Genomic DNA, 16006 nt, shown 5'->3' with positions numbered 1-16006 from the left:
TCCGCATTTAAACCTTTCGCTGCCGATCCCCGTACTTCAGGTCACGGTGCCGCCCCCACGGCACCCGTGGCGAGGGGAGTACCCAGAGATGCAGCGCAGACGGATCGCCGTGGCGGCGGCGGTCGTGGTGGCCGGCGGAGCGGCGGTGGCGTTCACCCTGCCGTCGATGGCCGGCACCACGCCGTCGACCAAGGCGGCCCAGCCCCGGGCGAGCGGCTACTCGGCGCAGATCCTTGCGGCGATGCAGCGCGACCTGGGTCTGGACGGCGACCAGGCGACGGCCCGCCTGCAGAGGTCCAAGTGGGCGAGCCGGGTGAGCGCCAAGCTGTCGGCGCAGACCGGCACGGGCTTCGGTGGCGCCTGGCTGGCCACCGACGGCAGCACGCTCAAGATCGCGGTCACCGACCCGGACGCGCAGCAGGCGGTCCGGGCCGCCGGCGCGGTGCCGGTGCTGGTCGAGCGCAGCGAGCAGTCGCTCGTGAAGGCCAAGGAGAAGCTGGACTCGGTCCGCTCCGAGGCCTCCGGCGTCACCGGGTGGTACGTCGACGTCGCGACCAACAAGCTGGTCGTCGTCGCCAAGCCCGGCGAGCAGGCGTCCGCCAAGAGGCTGGCCCGCACGGCCGGCGTCGCCGCCGGCACCTACTCGGTCGTCACCAGCACGGCCAGCCCCAAGCCGCTGTTCGACGTGCGCGGCGCCGACCCGTACTTCATCCGCGTCGACGGCGGCACCGCCCGCTGCTCGATCGGCTTCTCGGTCGAGGGCGGCTTCGTGACGGCCGGCCACTGCGGCGGCGTGGGCTCCACGACGTCCGGCTTCAACCAGCAGGCGCAGGGCACCGTCCGGGCGTCGACCTTCCCCGGCAACGCCGACATGGGCTTCGTCGAGGTCAACGGCAACTGGACGCCGCGCCCGGTGGTCAACGACTTCGCGGGCAACGAGCTGCCGGTGGCCGGCAACACCGAGGCGCCGGTGGGCGCGGCGGTCTGCCGTTCCGGCTCCACGACCGGCACCCGCTGCGGCACGATCCTCGCCAAGAACCAGACCGTGGTGTACCCGGAGGGCGCGGTCACCGGCCTGACCCGCACCAACGTCTGCGCCGAGGGCGGCGACTCGGGCGGCCCGTGGCTCAGCGGCGACCAGGCCCAGGGCATGACCTCGGGCGGGTCCGGCGACTGCACGGTCGGCGGCGAGACGTTCTTCCAGCCGGTCAACGAGATCCTCGCGGCGGAGAACCTGACGCTGGTCACCACCGGCGGCGGGGAGGGCAACGGCGGTGGCGGCACGGCCGAGCCCAGCGAGCCGCCGGCTTCCGAGCCCCCGGCCGAGCAGCCTCCGGCCGAGCAGCCCGCGGGCGACTGCGCCGACCAGGCCGTGCAGCGCACGGGTCAGCTGCCCCGGGCGCGCACCGCGCAGGCCCAGCCGGAGGGCGGCTCGTTCCGCGCCAACGCCGGCAGGCAGACCGCCTGTCTGACGGCCACGGCCGAGGGGGCCGACTTCGACCTGGTCCTCCAGCGGCTCACCAGCCGCGGCTTCCGCACGGTCGCCAGCGCCACCGGTGAGGGCGACAAGGAGCTGACCTTCAACGGCCGCGCCGGCACCTACCGGTACGTCGTCGTCGCCTCCGCGGGCAGCGGCGCGTACACCCTGGGTTTCACCACCCCGTGACGCCCGCGCCGATGCCCGGGGAGCCGATGCGGCCCCCGGGCATCGGCCTTTTCAGGACGACTGGCGCAGCTCGGCGACCTCGTTGGCGAGCTGGACGCTGGTCGCGACCGCGGCGATGATCACCTGGTCGAGCTGCTCGGGCGTCACGCCCTTCTCCCAGTCGGCGATCACCTCGCCGACCACCAGCACGGTCCCGTCGTCGTTGACGTGCACGTACGCCTTGGGGAAGAGCTGGTCGTGGTTCCAGGAGTTGCAGAACTCGTAGAGCCGCGGCACGTCCTCGATCGCGAACAGGTGCTGCACCATGGCCCGGACCTGGAGCACCTCCTGCTGCTCGCCGATCCGGAAGAAGTAGATCAGGTTCCCCTGGAAGTTCCCGCCGAGGTCGCCGTCGGCGTCGGTGAAGTAGGTGAAGCCGCGGGCGTCGAGCGCCTCGGCGATCATGTCCTTGGTGAAGGGCTGCACCCGCCGACTCTACGTCGGTGCGCCTCCCGGATTCATGAGCGTCGCGGCGATACGGTGTGACCATGGCGGGCCGAACCTCTCCGGCGAGCCGGGGTCGCGCCGCGTCCACGTCGCGCGGCGCCGCGACCAGCCGTGCCCGGCAACCGGCGCGGCAGCCCGCACGCAAGTCCACCAAGTCGACCCGCCCGGCGGCCCGGGCCCGTACGGCCTCCCGCGCCCGTCCCACGCTCGGCGCGGTCATCGCCACCGGCGTGGGCCGCGGCCTCGGGGCCCTGTGGATGGGCGTGGCGCACAGCGTCGGCTGGGCGGCCCGCGGCGTGGGCAGGCAGGCGGCCACCGCCAAGGAGATCGACCCCGAGCACCGCCGCGACGGCGCCGGGCTGCTCATGCTCGGGCTCGCGATCCTGGTCGGGGTGGCGGTCTGGGCCGACAGCGCCGGGCCGGTGGGTCAGTGGCTCGCCGACTCGACGCACCTGTTCTTCGGCGCCCTGGCGGTGCTGCTGCCGTTGCTGCTGCTCTACGGCGCGGTGCGGTTGATGCGCAAGCCCGCCGACCCCGAGCACCGCGGCCGCTCGCTGGTCGGCTGGACCGCGATCATCATCGCCACCGCCGCGCTGCTGCACATCAGCGAGCAGCCCGCCGACGACGTGGGCATCACCAAGGCCGGGGGCCTGCTCGGCTACGGCTTCGGCGCGCTGCTCGAGCGGGCCGTCACGGCGTGGGTCGCGGTGCCGCTGCTGGTGCTGCTCTTCGTGTTCGGCCTGCTGGTGATCACGGCCACGCCGATCAACAAGGTGCCCGAGCGGGTGATGCTGCTCGTCGACGTGCTGCTGGGCCGGTCCACCGAGCGTGCCCCGCTGCCCGTGCCCGAGCTGCCCGGGGACGACGACGAGGACGAGCAGCCCCCGCGCCGCCCGTCGCGCCGCCGGCAGGGCTCGCTGGCCGACATCGGGCTGGCCGGCTCCGAGCCCGAGGAGCCGCCCGCCGAGGACGACGACTTCCTGCTGCACGACACGGTGGCCGTGCCCAAGGTGCCGGTCAGCCGCAAGAAGCCGGAACCGCCCGAGCACTCCGAGATGCCCACCCGCGCCGAGCAGCTCGAGATCAGCGCGGTGCCGGGCGACTACCGCCTGCCGCCGCCCACGCTGCTCGGCAAGGGCGCGCCGGCGAAGTCCCGCAGCCGCGCCAACGACGAGATCATGGCCGCGCTGACCGGGGTGTTCGAGCAGTTCAACGTCGACGCGATGGTCACCGGCTTCACCCGCGGGCCGACGGTCACCCGGTACGAGGTCGAGGTCGGCTCGGGCGTCAAGGTCGAGCGCATCACGCAGCTGTCGCGCAACATCGCGTACGCGGTGAAGTCGCCCGACGTGCGCATCCTCAGCCCGATCCCGGGCAAGAGCGCGGTCGGCGTGGAGATCCCCAACACCGACCCCGAGAACGTCTCGCTGGGCGACGTGCTGCGCTCGCGGGCGGCCACCGCCGACCACCACCCGATGCTGGTGGCGCTCGGCAAGGACATCGAGGGCGGCTTCGTGGTCGCCAACCTCGCCAAGATGCCGCACATCCTGATCGCGGGCGCGACCGGCGCGGGCAAGAGCTCCTGCCTCAACTCGCTGCTGGTGTCGCTGCTGACCCGGGCGACCCCGGACGAGGTACGGCTGCTGCTGGTCGACCCCAAGCGGGTGGAGATGACCGCGTACGAGGGGATCCCGCACCTCGTCACGCCGATCATCACGAACCCGAAGAAGGCCGCGGACGCCCTCGAGTGGGTCGTGCGCGAGATGGACATGCGCTACGACGATCTCGCGGCCAACGGCGTACGGCACATCGACGACTTCAACCGCAAGGTGCGCAACGGCGAGATCACCGCGCCGCCCGGCAGCGAGCGGGTCATGAAGCCGTACCCGTACCTGCTGGTCATCATCGACGAGCTCGCCGACCTCATGATGGTCGCGCCGCGCGACGTCGAGGACTCGGTCGTGCGCATCACCCAGCTCGCCCGGGCCGCCGGCATCCACCTGGTGCTGGCCACCCAGCGCCCGTCGGTCGACGTGGTGACCGGCCTGATCAAGGCGAACGTGCCGTCCCGGCTGGCGTTCGCGACGTCGTCGCTGGCCGACAGCCGGGTCATCCTCGACCAGCCGGGCGCCGAGAAGCTGCTCGGCCGCGGCGACGGGCTGTTCCTGCCGATGGGCGCCTCCAAGCCCGTCCGCATCCAGGGCGCCTGGGTCGACGAGAAGGAGATCGCGGCGGTCGTCAAGTTCTGCAAGGACCAGCGCGAGCCGGAGTTCCGCGAGGACGTCACCGAGGCGCCGGCGAGCAAGAAGAAGCAGATCGACGAGGAGATCGGCGACGACCTCGACCTGCTGGTCCAGGCGATCGAGCTGGTCGTGACGTCGCAGTTCGGCTCGACCTCGATGCTGCAGCGCAAGCTGCGGGTGGGCTTCGCCAAGGCGGGCCGCCTGATGGACCTGATGGAGACCCGCGGCATCGTCGGCCCGTCCGAGGGCAGCAAGGCCCGCGACGTGCTGGTCAAGCCCGACGAGCTAGCGGAAGCTCTGGCGTCTCTTCGACCAGACGACTGAGCTCCTCCTCGATCGGGTCGCGGCGGAACGCCTCGCTCAGCAGGCGGTGGGCCACGACGACCAGGGCGGCCAGCATGAGCAGGGCGCCGATCGTCGGGAGCACGGGCACGACGCGGCCGAACAGGTACGGCTGGTAGGACAGCAGCGACGACGCCTGCACCAGCAGCGGTACGAACCAGAGCCGGGGCAGGTACGCGGCCAGCACCACGGTCGTCACGTCCGCCAGGAAGAAGTAGCGCTCGTGCATGCCCGGCAGCAGGAACGGCATCATGATCGAGAAGAGCGCGGCGGCCAGCACGGTCCGCTCGGCGGTCAGCTCGACGGCGCGGGCGATCAGCACGTAGATCACGCCGAGCACCACCGCGGCGGCGAACAGGTAGCCGAACAGGCGCAGGGTGTCCTCGCGGATGCCGCCGGTGACCAGCGCGAACACGTTCGGGGCGCGCAGGCTGAGCTCGGGCACGTTGCGGGCCTGGCGGCCCATGCTGTAGATCGTGAGCAGCTCGATCGGGTTGCGCCCGAAGGCGATGGCCGGCAGGTCGAGCACCAGGAACACGGCGGGCGCGGCGAGGAGCGTACGCCAAGGGATCCTGCCGGCGAGGGCCAGCAGCAGCAGGAGCGGAAAGATGAACAGCCCCTGCGGTTTGATCGCCAGCGCGACGCCGCACAGCGCGACGCCCCACCAGGGCTTGCCGCGCAGCAGGTAGTAGACGCCGCCCAGCGCCGGCGCGGCCCACATGGCGTCGATCTGGCCCCAGAACGAGGCGTTGAGCACCACGGTCGGCAGCAGCACCACGACCAGCGCCGTGGCCGTCGGGATGCGGCTGCCCGGCCACCGCAGCGCGACGATCCGGTAGGCGAAGAACGCCAGCACGACGTCGAAGACCACCCACACCGCCTTGATCTTCAGGATCAGCGGGCCGGGCAGATAGAGCGTGAAGGCCAGCAGATAGAGGAACGGCGCGTTGTAGTTGCCCACCTCGGCGCCGATGCCCCGCCAGCCGCCGGCGCGGCCGAGCTGGTGGTACCACTGGAAGAAGATGTTCATGTCGTTCGTCTTCGTGGAGAAGCCGGCCCAGCGGGCCAGGATCGCGATGACGACGAGGGCGGCGACGAGCAGAGCTTCCGCGTGCCGCTGGCGCTTCGGGGCAGTCTCCATAGCATGCAGGGGTACGGCTCGGGCGCGCCTTCGGATCAGTCCCGGCGCCCGCTAACCTGGTCGGGTGTCGGTAACTCCTTCTTCTTCCCGCCGTGTCGCCCTGCTCACCCTCGGCTGTGCCCGTAACGAGGTCGACTCCGAAGAGCTCGCCGCCCGTCTCGACGAGGGTGGCTGGCAGGTGAGCACCGATGCCGACGGGGCCGACGTGGTGCTGGTCAACACGTGCGGCTTCGTGGAGAAGGCGAAGCAGGACTCGATCGAGACGCTGCTCGCCGCCGCCGACACCGGAGCCAAGGTCGTCGCCGCGGGGTGCATGGCCGAGCGCTACGGGCGTGAGCTGGCCGACAGCCTGCCCGAGGCGCAGGCGGTGCTGGGCTTCGACGACTACGCCGACATCGCGGCCCGCCTCGACGGGGTGATGGCGGGCGAGCGGTTCGACGCGCACACCCCGCGCGACCGGCGCGAGCTGCTGCCGATCACGCCGGTGCAGCGCCAGTCCGCCAAGGTCGTCATTCCGGGACACGCCACGGTCGACGAGCACACCCCCGCCCACCTGCGCCCGGTGCTGCGCCGCCGGCTCGACAGCGGCCCGGTCGCCAGCCTCAAGCTGGCCAGCGGCTGCGACCGCAAGTGCGCGTTCTGCGCGATCCCGGCGTTCCGGGGCGCCTTCGTCTCGCGCGACCCGCAGGAGCTGCTCGCCGAGGCGGAGTGGCTGGCGAAATCCGGCGTCCGCGAGCTCGTGCTCGTCAGCGAGAACAGCACGTCGTACGGCAAGGACCTCGGCGACCCGCGCCTGCTCGAGAAGCTGCTGCCCCAGCTCGCCGCGGTCGACGGCATCGTCCGGGTGCGCGCCAGCTACCTGCAGCCCGCCGAGACCCGGCCCGGCCTGGTCGAGGCGATCGCCACGACCCCGGGCGTCGCGCCCTACTTCGACCTGTCGTTCCAGCACTCGAGCGAGCCCGTGCTGCGCCGCATGCGCCGGTTCGGCTCCACCGAGCGGTTCCTGGAGCTGCTCGACTCCGCCCGCGCGCTGGCCCCGGCGGCCGGCGCGCGCAGCAACTTCATCGTCGGCTTCCCCGGCGAGACCCGGCGCGACGTCGACGAGCTGGTGCGGTTCCTCTCCGAGGCGCGGCTCGACGCGATCGGTGTCTTCGACTACAGCGACGAGGACGGCACCGAGGCGGCCGGCCTCGACAAGAAGGTGAGCGAGGACGCGATCAAGCGGCGGTACGACCGGGTCGTCACGCTCGCCGACGAGCTCTGCGCCCAGCGGGCCGAGGAACGGCTCGGCTCGATCGTCGAGGTGCTGGTCGACTCGGTCGAGCACGGCGAGGTCGAGGGCCGCGCCGAGCACCAGGCCCCCGAGGTCGACGGCTCCACCACGCTGGTCGCCGGCCCGGAGGGTACGGACGTGGCCGCGCTGCGCCCCGGCGACTTCGTGCGGGCGCGGGTCACCGCCACCGAGGGCGTCGACCTGGTCGCCGTGCCGGTCGAGATGATCTCCGCGGCACCGGTGTCCGCGCGGTGACCGACGAGCCGGTCCCGGTGTCCGCGCCGCGGACCGTGTCGCCGTACAACGCGGCGAACGTCCTCACCGTGATGCGGATCGTGCTGGTGCCGGTCTTCCTCGGCCTCGTGGTGTCGTCGCAGCTCGAGGGCACCGGGGCGCGCATAGCGGCCTGCCTGGTCTTCTGCGTGGCCTCGGCCACCGACTTCGTGGACGGCTGGATCGCCCGGCGCTGGTCGATGGTGACCTCGTTCGGCAAGGTCGCCGACCCGATCGCCGACAAGGCCCTCACCGGCACGGCGCTGGTGCTGCTGTCGGTCTACGACCGGCTGCCGTGGTGGGTGACGCTGCTGATCCTCGTGCGCGAGTGGGGCATCACCGCGCTGCGGTTCTGGGTGATCCGCTACGGCATCATCCCGGCCAGCCGCGGCGGCAAGCTCAAGACCGTGCTGCAGATCGCCGCGATCGCGTGGTACCTGTGGCCGGTGCCCGAGCCGTTCGACGTCGTCGGCGTGGTGCTGATGGGGGCCGCAACGGTCGTGACCGTTGTGACCGGTGCGGACTATGTGATCGAGGCCTTGCGACTGCGCCGCAATGCCCGGAATGCACCGGGTTCTCGCGGGTAGATGATCGGTGTGGAAAACCTGAACGTGGCCGCCGCCGCGGCCGTGCACCGGCTCGTCGAGCGCCGGGAGAGCCTTGCCACCGCGGAGTCGCTGACGGGTGGTCTCGTGGCCGCGACCGTCGTCGAGATCCCCGGGGTGAGCGCGGTCTATCGGGGCGGGCTCGTGGTTTATGCCACCGAGCTCAAACACACCCTCGCGGGCGTGCCGAGCGACCTGCTGGACGAGCGCGGGCCGGTGGACGGCGACGTCGCCGCCGCGCTGGCCGAGGGCGCCCGCGAGCGGTGCGGCGCCGACTGGGGGCTGGCGACGACCGGCGTGGCCGGGCCCGAGCCGCAGGACGGCAAGCCGGTCGGGCTGGTCTACGTGGCGGTCGCCGGGCCGCCCGGCACCGAGGTGCGCGAGCTGAAACTCGACGGAAATCGCGAGGCCATCCGCACTGAAAGTGTGACGCGGGCACTACAACTGCTCTCAAACTGTATCGAGGGCGCCCCGGCACCGTCCTGAGCTGGGGAATGCCCCATTGATCGCAGAGGTTGTCCAGATGCCCCGCTGTCGGGCCGTCCCGGATTTCGGCGGGGCGGGATGTCGGTATCGCCGGCAGCGGGTACGGTTGCGGGAAGCCTCCGGCGTGTGCCGGCGGCCCCGCCGCAGGAGGAGGTGCCATGGTCCTGCTACGCCGGGTCATCGGCGACGCACTACGGGCGCGCCGGCAGGGGCAGCACCGCACGCTGCGCGAGGTGTCCACCGCCGCGAACGTCAGCCTGGGTTATCTGTCCGAGATCGAGCGCGGCCAGAAGGAAGCGTCCAGCGAGCTGCTCGCCGCCATCTGTGACGCGCTCGGCGCACGCCTCTCCGAACTGCTCAGCGAGGTCAGCGACACGCTCTCCCTCGCCGAGGACATGGACGGCGTGCTGCTGCCGGTCGACGACAAGAGCGACGCCGTCAAGAAGATGGCGACCGACGGGAACGTCTCCGTCTCGGTCCGCCAGGACTCGCCGCTCAAGGCGACCCTGCACACGACACGCAAACCACAACGCGACGTCGTCTACGCCGCCTGAGAGATCCTTTTGCACAGGCCGGGCCCGCTCGTGAGAGCGAGCCCGGCCTGTTGTGGTTCCGGCCCGGTTCCACGAATCCGTGCAGTCCTCGGGGACGGCCCCTCGGGATCGACCCCGACCAGGATTTGCGCGTAGCCTCGAAGCCTGGGGGAGACCCTGAGATCCCCCGGAGGTCACGTGACGTCGGTGGCGTCGAGCTGACACGATGGCATGACCACACCAGGTAACTGCCATCGCGACAGCTCCTCGATCTGCGTCGGTGGCGGAACCGATTGAGCGACATTGAGGGGATACCGCGACATGGCGAATCCGTTCGTCAAGGGCTGGCGATACATGATGGCGCTCTTCGGCGCGAAGATCGACGAGTACGCCGACCCGAAGGTTCAGATCCAGCAGGCCATCGAGGACGCACAGCGCCAGCACCAGGCCCTCGTGCAGCAGGCCGCGGCGGTGATCGGCAACCAGCGCCAGCTGGAGATGAAGCTGTCCCGGCAGATGTCCGAGGTCGAGAAGCTGCAGGGCATGGCGCGGCAGGCGCTGGTCCTGGCCGACCGGGCGCGTGCGGCCGGCGACGAGTCCGAGGCCCAGAAATACGAGTCCACCGCCCAGACGCTCGCCACCCAGCTGGTCTCGGGTGAGCAGTCGATGGAGGACCTCAAGACGCTGCACGACCAGGCGCTGTCGGCCGCGGGCCAGGCCCGCAAGGCGGTCGAGAACAACGCGATGGTGCTCCAGCAGCGCATCGCCGAGCGCTCCCGGCTGCTCAGCCAGCTCGAGCAGGCCAAGATGCAGGAGACGGTGGCCAAGTCGCTCGAGTCGATGTCGTCGCTCGCCGCGCCCGGCAACACGCCGTCGCTCGACGAGGTCCGCGACAAGATCGAGCGCCGCTACGCGGATGCCATGGGCCGCGCCGAGCTGGCCTCCAACTCGGTCGAGGGCCGCATGCTCGAGGTGCAGAAGTCCAGCCTCGACATGGCGGGCTCCTCGCGGCTCGAGCAGATCCGCGCCAGCATGGCGGGCGAGAAGCTCGGGGCCGCCCCGGCGCAGCCCGCGGTCGAGCAGGCCGGCTCCGCCACTCCGGCTGCAGACCCGGCCGGCGTCGCCCGGCTCGACGAGCTCCGCGCGAGCATGAACCAGAAGCGCGGCGACACCTCTGCCGCCGGCTGACCTGACGATCCACGGCCCGAGGGGGAGGACGACGGTGGACGAGCGGACCAGGTACTTCCGGCGACTCAAGCGGCTGCGCAGCTCGGCGCGGCGGTGGAGTGTGCTGGGAGGCGGACTGACCGCGGCCACCGCCGTCCTCACCCCGTACTCGGGGATCGGCTGGGCCGACGCGATCTGGGCCGGCACCGCGGGCGCCTCGGTGGCGCTGGCCTGGTGGCGGTTCAGCGACCATCGCGAGCTGGCCGCCACCCCGGCGCCCCCGGCGCCCGACCCGGCGCTGGCCGCGGGCAAGCTCACCGCGGCGATCGAGCGCTTCCCGGCCGGCCGCACGGTCGTCAACGAGGTGCGCCGGCAGAAGAACCGCTACGCGCTGCGCGGCTCGGCGATCACCCAGGCGTGGGACAGGCTCGACCGGGCGTCGGCCACGCTCACCATGCTCGCGGGCCGGCTGCACGGGCCGGGCCAGGCGGCGCTGCTCGAGGCCGCGACCGCCGAGCAGTGGCTGCGCGACCTCGGCCAGCGGGTGGCCGGGGTGGAACGCGCGCTGCCGATTACCCCGCCCGACCAGCGGGACGCCCTGACGGAGTCGCACGCGTCGCTGGCCGCCCAGTTCACCGAGGGCGTCGACGCCTACGAGCGGCTGGTCGCGGCCGCCGCGAGCTACGTCGCCGAGGACGGGCACCCGATGGTGGAGGGCAAGCACCCCGCCTTCGCGAGCCTGGTCGACGCCGCCGACCGGCTGCGCGGCGTCGCCGAGGGGCTGTCGGAGCTCAAGCGGCCGGCGGCCGGGGCTGGCAGCGCGGGCACCAGTATGTGATCCGCTCGCCCTTCTCGTCCTTCTGGATCGCCGTGCCGCAGCGCCGGCACGGCTTGGCGCGACGACCGTACACATAGCTCGTCTCGCCCCGCCGCAGCGAGCCGGTCGTGGTCTGCGTCCAGCGGCCGCGGTTCGAGGCCACCAGCTTCTGGGCCATCCGCACCGTGCCCGGCAGGTCGTCGACCTGGGCCACCGGCGTCCACGGCCAGAGTCCACGCAGGAACAGCGTCTCGGCCTTGTAGAGGTTGCCCACGCCGGCGAGGTTGCGCTGGTCGAGCAGCGCCTCGGCGATCGTGACCTCGGGGTGGGCGGCGATGCGGCGTACCGCCTCGTCCACGTCCCAGTCGGCGCCCAGCAGGTCGGGGCCGAGGTGGCCGACGTGGGTCTCCTCCTCGGCGGTGGGATAGAGCGCGACCTCGTGCAGGTGGTAGCCGACCGCGACGGAACGCCTGCTGCGCAGCACGACGCGGATCAGGTAGGCGGGCCGGCCGGTCCAGCGCTCGCCCGGGGCGTACGCCCGCCAGGCGCCCTCCATGCGCAGGTGCGAGTGCAGCGTGAGCGGCTTCTCACCGTCGCGGGTGAGACGGGTCAGCAGGTGCTTGCCGCGGCTGGCCGACTCGGCGACCGTCCAGCCGCTGAGGTCGGTGGTGGCCAGCTGCGGCACGCGGAAGTCCGAACCGGTCAGCACCTCACCCTGAAGGGCGCGTTCGAGCACGCGCGCGGTGTTCCAGACGGTGTCGCCTTCGGGCATGCCTCAATCCTGCCCCGGCGGCGGTCCCAGTAACGCGGGCAGCGCCGATTCCTCCAGGTCCGCGGCGGCGTGCTCGGCCGCGGCGAGGTCGGCGGGGGTCAGCGTGGCCGCCAGCGCGGCCGCCCGGGGCGGGTCGGTGGCGTCCGGGTCGATGCCGCGGCGGGCGGCGAACCGGCGCACGGCGACCAGCAGGGTGGCGGCCTCCCGCGCCCGGCCGGTCAGCGCCAGCGCGTACGCGCCGGTGTGCAGCCCGGCCAGCACGTTGCCGATGTCGTCCTCCTCGGCGAAGCGTGCGAGGGCCCGGCGCAGCACGGCCAGCGCCTCCCGCGCGTCGGGCGTCCCGGTCAGCAGCGCGCGGGCCAGCAGCAGCCCGGTCATGGCGGCGGTCCAGCGCTGGTGCACCGCGAGCGACTGGTCGTGGGCCTGCTGCAGCACGCGCCGGCCCTCGGCGACCTGCCCCGCGCCGGTCAGCGCCGCGCCCAGCGACATCGCGGCGGACGCCCCGACGTACTTCTCCCCGACCTGCCCGGCCAGCTCCATCGCCTTGCCGGCCTGCGTGACGGCGCGGTCGAACTCGCCGCGGACCGACCAGTACAGCGCCTTGTAGTAGGCCAGGTGCGCGCGCAGGTCCAGCGCGTCGTGCCCGGTCGCGCCGTCGAGGATCGCCTCGGCCGTGCGCAGGTCCTCGATGGCGTCCATGTCGCCGGCGATGTAGCGCAGCAGCCCCGCGGCAACCCACGCGCGGGCACGGTCGACCGGCGGCGCGTCCGGCGCGGCGGCGATGACGGCCCGCAGCAGCGGCAGCCCCTCCGCCACGAACCCGCCGCGGAACCAGAACCACTCCAGCAGCCCGGCGGTGCGCAGGGCGGCGGCGGGCGCCACGGTGAGATCGTGCGCGATGCCCGCCCGCAGGTTGGGCAGCTCCCGGTTCAGCACCCGGATGGCGTGCGTCGAACGCTCGCCGCGCAGCAGCGGCGCGTGCTGCTCGACCAGCCGGCGTACCCAGGTGGCGTGCAGCTCCCGGCTGCGCTCGGGCTGCGGGTCGTGTTTGCGGCAGTACGCCCGCACGATCTCCAGCAGCCGGTAGCGGGTGGGCGTGACGGTCGTGTCGGCGACGACCACCGACCGCGCCACCAGCCCGGAGAGCGCGTCCAGGTCGTCCTCGAGCGCCGACAGCGGGAAGCCGCCCTCGAACGGCCACAGGCGCAGCAGCACGGCACGGTCGGAGGCGGCGAGCAGGTCGACGCTCCAGGCGACGGCGGCCTCGAGGGTCTCGTGCGGGGCGAGCGCGCCGCGCGGCACGGGGCCCAGCGCCGGGAACCGGTCGTGGAACATGCCGAGCAGGTCGGTCAGGCTGAGCACGCGGGCGCGGGCGGCGGCCAGCTCGAGCGCGAGCGGGATGCCGTCGAGGGCGGCGGCGATGCCGGCCAGGGCACGCTCGTCGGCGGGATCGGGGCGCCAGCCGGGGCGTACGGCGGTGACCCGGTCAGTCAGCAGCGCGATCGCGTCGGCGGCCGGCAGCGGCGCCACGGGCAGCAGCCGTTCGCCGTCGACGCCCAGGGGCTCGCGGCTGGTGGCGAGCACGCGCAGGCCCGGGCAGCGGGCGAGCAGGGTGAGCGCCAGGTCGGCGGCCGCGGCGACCACGTGCTCGCAGTTGTCGAGCAGCAGCAGGCCGGAACGGTCGCCGAGCGCGGTGGCGACGGCGTCGACGGTGCTGCCGCGTACGCCCACCGCGGCGGCCACGGCGGCGGGCACCAGCGCGGGGTCGGTGACGTCGGCGAGGCGGACGAACCACGGGTCGTGCGCGGCGGCGTGCTCGACCGCCAGCCGCGTCTTGCCCGCCCCGCCCGGGCCCACCAGCGTGACGAGCCGGCTCGCCGCGGACAGCTCGGCGATCAGGGCCAGCTCCGCCGAGCGCCCGAAGAAGTGCGACAGCGGGCGTACGGCCGGGGCCGGGCGCGCCGTCAGCAGCAGCCCCGGGTCCTGGGCGAGCAGCCGGCTCTCCAGCCGTTGCAGGGCCGGGCCGGGGTCGATGCCCAGGTCGTCGGCGAGCCGGGCCCGCACCCGGTGCAGCGCGGCGAGCGCCTCGGCCTGGCGCCCGCTGCGGTACAGCGCCAGGATCAGCAGCTCCCACCGGCGCTCGCGGTAGGGCTCGGTCGTGATCGCGGCCTCCAGCTCGCCCACCACGCCCGGGGCGTCCCCGGAGGCCAGCCGCGCCGCGAGCCGCTCCTCGACGGCGACCGCGCGCAGCTCGTCCAGGTGGGCGCGAGCGGGCGACTCCGGCAGGTCCGCGTACGCCGGACCGCGCCACCGGGCCAGGGCGGCGTCGAAGGACCGCAGCGCCTCGCCGGGCCGCTCGTCGTCGAGCAACTCGCGGCCGCGCCGCACGTCGGCCGCGAACCGGGCGGCGTCTGTGTCGTCGGCCGCGAGCCGGTAGCCCTCGCCGGCCCGCGGCAGCGCCGACCGGCCCAGCACGCGGCGCAGCCGGGAGACGTACACCTGGATCGAGGAACTGGGGTTCACGGGCGCGTCATCGCCCCAGACCGCCTCGGCCAGCGCCTCCTCCGTCACGGCCCGGCCCTCGGCGGCGAGCAGCGCCGTGACCAGCCGGCGCGGCAGCGGCCCGCCGAGGTCGGCGACGGTTCCGTCCACCTCGATCTCGGTGGCACCGAGCACGCGGGCGATCAGCACGGCTTCAAAGCATAAGGATGCAGGCCGCTTGCAGTCAGTCTGCAAGTCGGCCTTGCGACCGTGGCGGCATGACTTCCGTTACCACCGCCGAACGCACCGACACCTGGGACATGGTCGTGGTCCACCGGGTGTTCCGCCGCGAGTTCCGCATGCTTCCCGCGCTGATCCGGGCGGTCCGGCCCGGCGACACCGCTCGCGCCGAAATCCTCGGTGCGCACCTGGCCAACGTGGCCGCCGGGCTGCACCACCATCACTCGGCCGAGGACGAGCTGGTCTGGCCGCTGCTGCTCACCCGGGCCCGGATGCACACCGACCTGATCAACCGGATGGAGGCGCAGCACGAGCGGTTGCACCAGCCGCTCGAGCGCATCGACGAGATCCTGCCCCGCTGGCGGCGCCGGGCCCTGGCCGCCGACCGCGACGAGCTCACCGACGTGATCGCCCAGGCGTCGGCGGCGCTCGACGAGCACCTGGCCGACGAGGAGCGCGAAGTGCTGCCGCTCATCGAGCAGCACCTCACCCCGGCCGAGTGGCGGGCCGTGGGCGAGCGCGCCAAGGAGGTCATCCCCAAGGGCCGGATGGCGCTGGTCTTCCTCGGCGCGATCCTCGAGGAGGCGACGCCGGACGAGCGACGCCGCTTCCTCGCCGAGCTGCCGCTGCCCGCACGGCTGTTGTGGCGGCTGGCGGGCGAGCGGACGTACGCCCGCTCTACTGCCGCACTGCGATCTTGACCACGTCGCCGGGCCGCACCGACAGCACGACCACGGCCCGGCCGTTGTTGACGGCGATCGCCGCGTGCCCGGCCGAGTCCTCGAAGACCAGCAACTCGCCCTTGTCGACGTCGGCGAACGTCGTGCCGCGCCGGGCGCTGACCGTTCCGTTGATCAGCAGCTCGGCGCCGAGACCGCGCAGCATGTCGCCGGTCGCGGCCAGCTGCACGTTGCCGAAGCGGTCGACGGTGAGCACCTCGGCCTCCAGCCAGCCGTCACCGACCGTGACGACCGGCGCGGGCAGGCGTACCAGAGTGTCGCTGTCGACGGCCGGGCCAGCCTCGTCGAGGCCCGCGCCCGCGGCGATGCGGGCGGCGGCCGGAGCGAAGATGTCGCGGCCGTGGAAGGTGCTCGAGACGGCGGTGGGGAACCAGTCCTTGTTGGCCAGCTCGTGCGCGCGCTCGATGCCGCCGAGCGCCTCAGCGGCCCAGATGAGCAGCCCGTTGTCGGGGCCGACCAGCACGCCGTTCGGCGTCGCCAGGGCGATCCCGCGGCGGGCCGTGCCCACGCCGGGATCGACCACGGCGACGTGCACGCTGGGTGGCAGATGCGGCGCGGTCTGCGCGAGCACGGCGGCGCCGCGGGCCACGTCCGCCGGTGGCACGTGGTGCGTCACGTCGATGACGCGTACCTCCGGGGCGATGCGGGCGATCGACCCGTGACACGCCGCGACGAAGCCGTCGAACGTTCCGTAGTCAGTGGTGAGGCTGATCCATGCATACCCGGCCATGGCAGGAAACG

13 protein-coding genes and 2 pseudogenes are annotated in these 16006 nt (G+C 73.1%); 10 read left to right on the top strand and 5 right to left on the bottom strand.

Features of this window, described 5'->3' with window-relative positions; translation table 11 throughout:
- Positions 1-88: 88 nt before the first annotated feature.
- Positions 89-1666: a S1 family peptidase gene (locus ACSNN8_RS05980; RefSeq protein ID WP_436647427.1), complete on the top strand. Its 1578-nt coding sequence runs from the start codon at positions 89-91 to the stop codon at positions 1664-1666.
- Positions 1667-1717: 51 nt separating this feature from the next.
- Here the strand turns inward: ACSNN8_RS05980 and ACSNN8_RS05975 are convergent, their stop codons facing one another.
- Positions 1718-2131, bottom strand: a complete 414-nt coding sequence (locus ACSNN8_RS05975; RefSeq protein ID WP_436647425.1) for a YbjN domain-containing protein — start codon at positions 2129-2131, stop codon at positions 1718-1720.
- 62 nt (positions 2132-2193) lie between these two features.
- Between ACSNN8_RS05975 and ACSNN8_RS05970 the strand changes: the two genes are divergently transcribed.
- Positions 2194-4719 carry a DNA translocase FtsK 4TM domain-containing protein gene (locus ACSNN8_RS05970; protein WP_436647423.1) on the top strand — a complete coding sequence of 842 codons (2526 nt, stop codon included), beginning with the start codon at positions 2194-2196 and terminating at the stop codon, positions 4717-4719.
- Here the strand turns inward: ACSNN8_RS05970 and ACSNN8_RS05965 are convergent.
- On the bottom strand, positions 4667-5878 hold the full coding sequence (locus ACSNN8_RS05965; RefSeq protein WP_436647421.1) for a glycosyltransferase 87 family protein: 1212 nt from the start codon (positions 5876-5878) through the stop codon (positions 4667-4669). The two genes, ACSNN8_RS05970 and ACSNN8_RS05965, sit on opposite strands and share 53 nt — an antisense overlap.
- A 64-nt stretch (positions 5879-5942) precedes the next feature.
- Between ACSNN8_RS05965 and rimO the strand changes: the two genes are divergently transcribed.
- The 7 genes and pseudogenes from rimO (at position 5943) to pspM (ending at position 11053) form a co-directional block, all read left to right on the top strand.
- Positions 5943-7406 (top strand): 30S ribosomal protein S12 methylthiotransferase RimO, encoded by a 1464-nt coding sequence (gene rimO / locus ACSNN8_RS05960; RefSeq protein ID WP_436647420.1) that lies wholly within the window; start codon positions 5943-5945, stop codon positions 7404-7406.
- Positions 7403-8011, top strand: a complete 609-nt coding sequence (gene pgsA / locus ACSNN8_RS05955) for a CDP-diacylglycerol--glycerol-3-phosphate 3-phosphatidyltransferase (protein ID WP_436647419.1) — start codon at positions 7403-7405, stop codon at positions 8009-8011. The genes rimO and pgsA overlap by 4 nt, the downstream gene beginning before the upstream one ends.
- Positions 8012-8029: 18 nt before the next feature.
- Positions 8030-8515 (top strand): CinA family protein, encoded by a 486-nt coding sequence (locus ACSNN8_RS05950; RefSeq protein WP_436649422.1) that lies wholly within the window; start codon positions 8030-8032, stop codon positions 8513-8515.
- 158 nt (positions 8516-8673) lie between these two features.
- A pseudogene (locus ACSNN8_RS05945) lies at positions 8674-8938 on the top strand (helix-turn-helix domain-containing protein); the annotation flags it as partial.
- A gap of 32 nt (positions 8939-8970) precedes the next feature.
- A pseudogene (locus ACSNN8_RS05940) lies at positions 8971-9069 on the top strand (helix-turn-helix domain-containing protein); the annotation flags it as partial.
- Positions 9070-9369: 300 nt separating this feature from the next.
- A complete protein-coding gene (locus ACSNN8_RS05935) occupies positions 9370-10236 on the top strand; it encodes a PspA/IM30 family protein (protein ID WP_436647418.1) in 867 nt (288 codons plus the stop codon).
- A gap of 34 nt (positions 10237-10270) precedes the next feature.
- Positions 10271-11053, top strand: coding sequence for a phage shock envelope stress response protein PspM (gene pspM / locus ACSNN8_RS05930; RefSeq protein ID WP_436647417.1), 783 nt, complete (start codon positions 10271-10273; stop codon positions 11051-11053).
- On the opposite strand, the gene ACSNN8_RS05925 is transcribed toward pspM, so the two are convergent.
- A complete protein-coding gene (locus ACSNN8_RS05925) occupies positions 11007-11804 on the bottom strand; it encodes a DNA-formamidopyrimidine glycosylase family protein (protein ID WP_436647415.1) in 798 nt (265 codons plus the stop codon). The two genes, pspM and ACSNN8_RS05925, sit on opposite strands and share 47 nt — an antisense overlap.
- A 3-nt stretch (positions 11805-11807) precedes the next feature.
- Positions 11808-14495, bottom strand: a complete 2688-nt coding sequence (locus ACSNN8_RS05920) for a BTAD domain-containing putative transcriptional regulator (RefSeq protein WP_436647414.1) — start codon at positions 14493-14495, stop codon at positions 11808-11810.
- A gap of 68 nt (positions 14496-14563) precedes the next feature.
- On the opposite strand from ACSNN8_RS05920, the gene ACSNN8_RS05915 reads away from it, so the two are divergent.
- On the top strand, positions 14564-15226 hold the full coding sequence (locus tag ACSNN8_RS05915; RefSeq protein ID WP_436647412.1) for a hemerythrin domain-containing protein: 663 nt from the start codon (positions 14564-14566) through the stop codon (positions 15224-15226).
- Here ACSNN8_RS05915 and ACSNN8_RS05910 read toward each other — a convergent pair.
- Positions 15204-15995, bottom strand: coding sequence for an SAM hydrolase/SAM-dependent halogenase family protein (locus tag ACSNN8_RS05910; RefSeq protein ID WP_436647411.1), 792 nt, complete (start codon positions 15993-15995; stop codon positions 15204-15206). The two genes, ACSNN8_RS05915 and ACSNN8_RS05910, sit on opposite strands and share 23 nt — an antisense overlap.
- Positions 15996-16006 lie beyond the last annotated feature (11 nt).

Origin of the sequence: Actinoplanes sp. URMC 104, from assembly GCF_051386375.1 — a bacterium.
In the GTDB taxonomy this organism is placed as follows: domain Bacteria; phylum Actinomycetota; class Actinomycetes; order Mycobacteriales; family Micromonosporaceae; genus Actinoplanes.
Note: the sequence above shows the minus strand (reverse complement) of the source record. Positions and strands in the feature narration are given on the sequence as shown.

Excerpts from the sequence above, each read along its gene's own strand:
- ACSNN8_RS05980 (WP_436647427.1), top strand. The coding sequence starts at position 89 with ATGCAGCGCAGACGGATCGCCGTGGCGGCGGCGGTCGTGGTGGCCGGC.
- ACSNN8_RS05970 (WP_436647423.1), top strand. The coding sequence starts at position 2,194 with ATGGCGGGCCGAACCTCTCCGGCGAGCCGGGGTCGCGCCGCGTCCACG.
- ACSNN8_RS05965 (WP_436647421.1), bottom strand. The coding sequence starts at position 5,878 with ATGGAGACTGCCCCGAAGCGCCAGCGGCACGCGGAAGCTCTGCTCGTC.
- ACSNN8_RS05935 (WP_436647418.1), top strand. The coding sequence starts at position 9,370 with ATGGCGAATCCGTTCGTCAAGGGCTGGCGATACATGATGGCGCTCTTC.
- ACSNN8_RS05925 (WP_436647415.1), bottom strand. The coding sequence starts at position 11,804 with ATGCCCGAAGGCGACACCGTCTGGAACACCGCGCGCGTGCTCGAACGC.
- ACSNN8_RS05915 (WP_436647412.1), top strand. The coding sequence starts at position 14,564 with ATGACTTCCGTTACCACCGCCGAACGCACCGACACCTGGGACATGGTC.
- ACSNN8_RS05910 (WP_436647411.1), bottom strand. The coding sequence starts at position 15,995 with ATGGCCGGGTATGCATGGATCAGCCTCACCACTGACTACGGAACGTTC.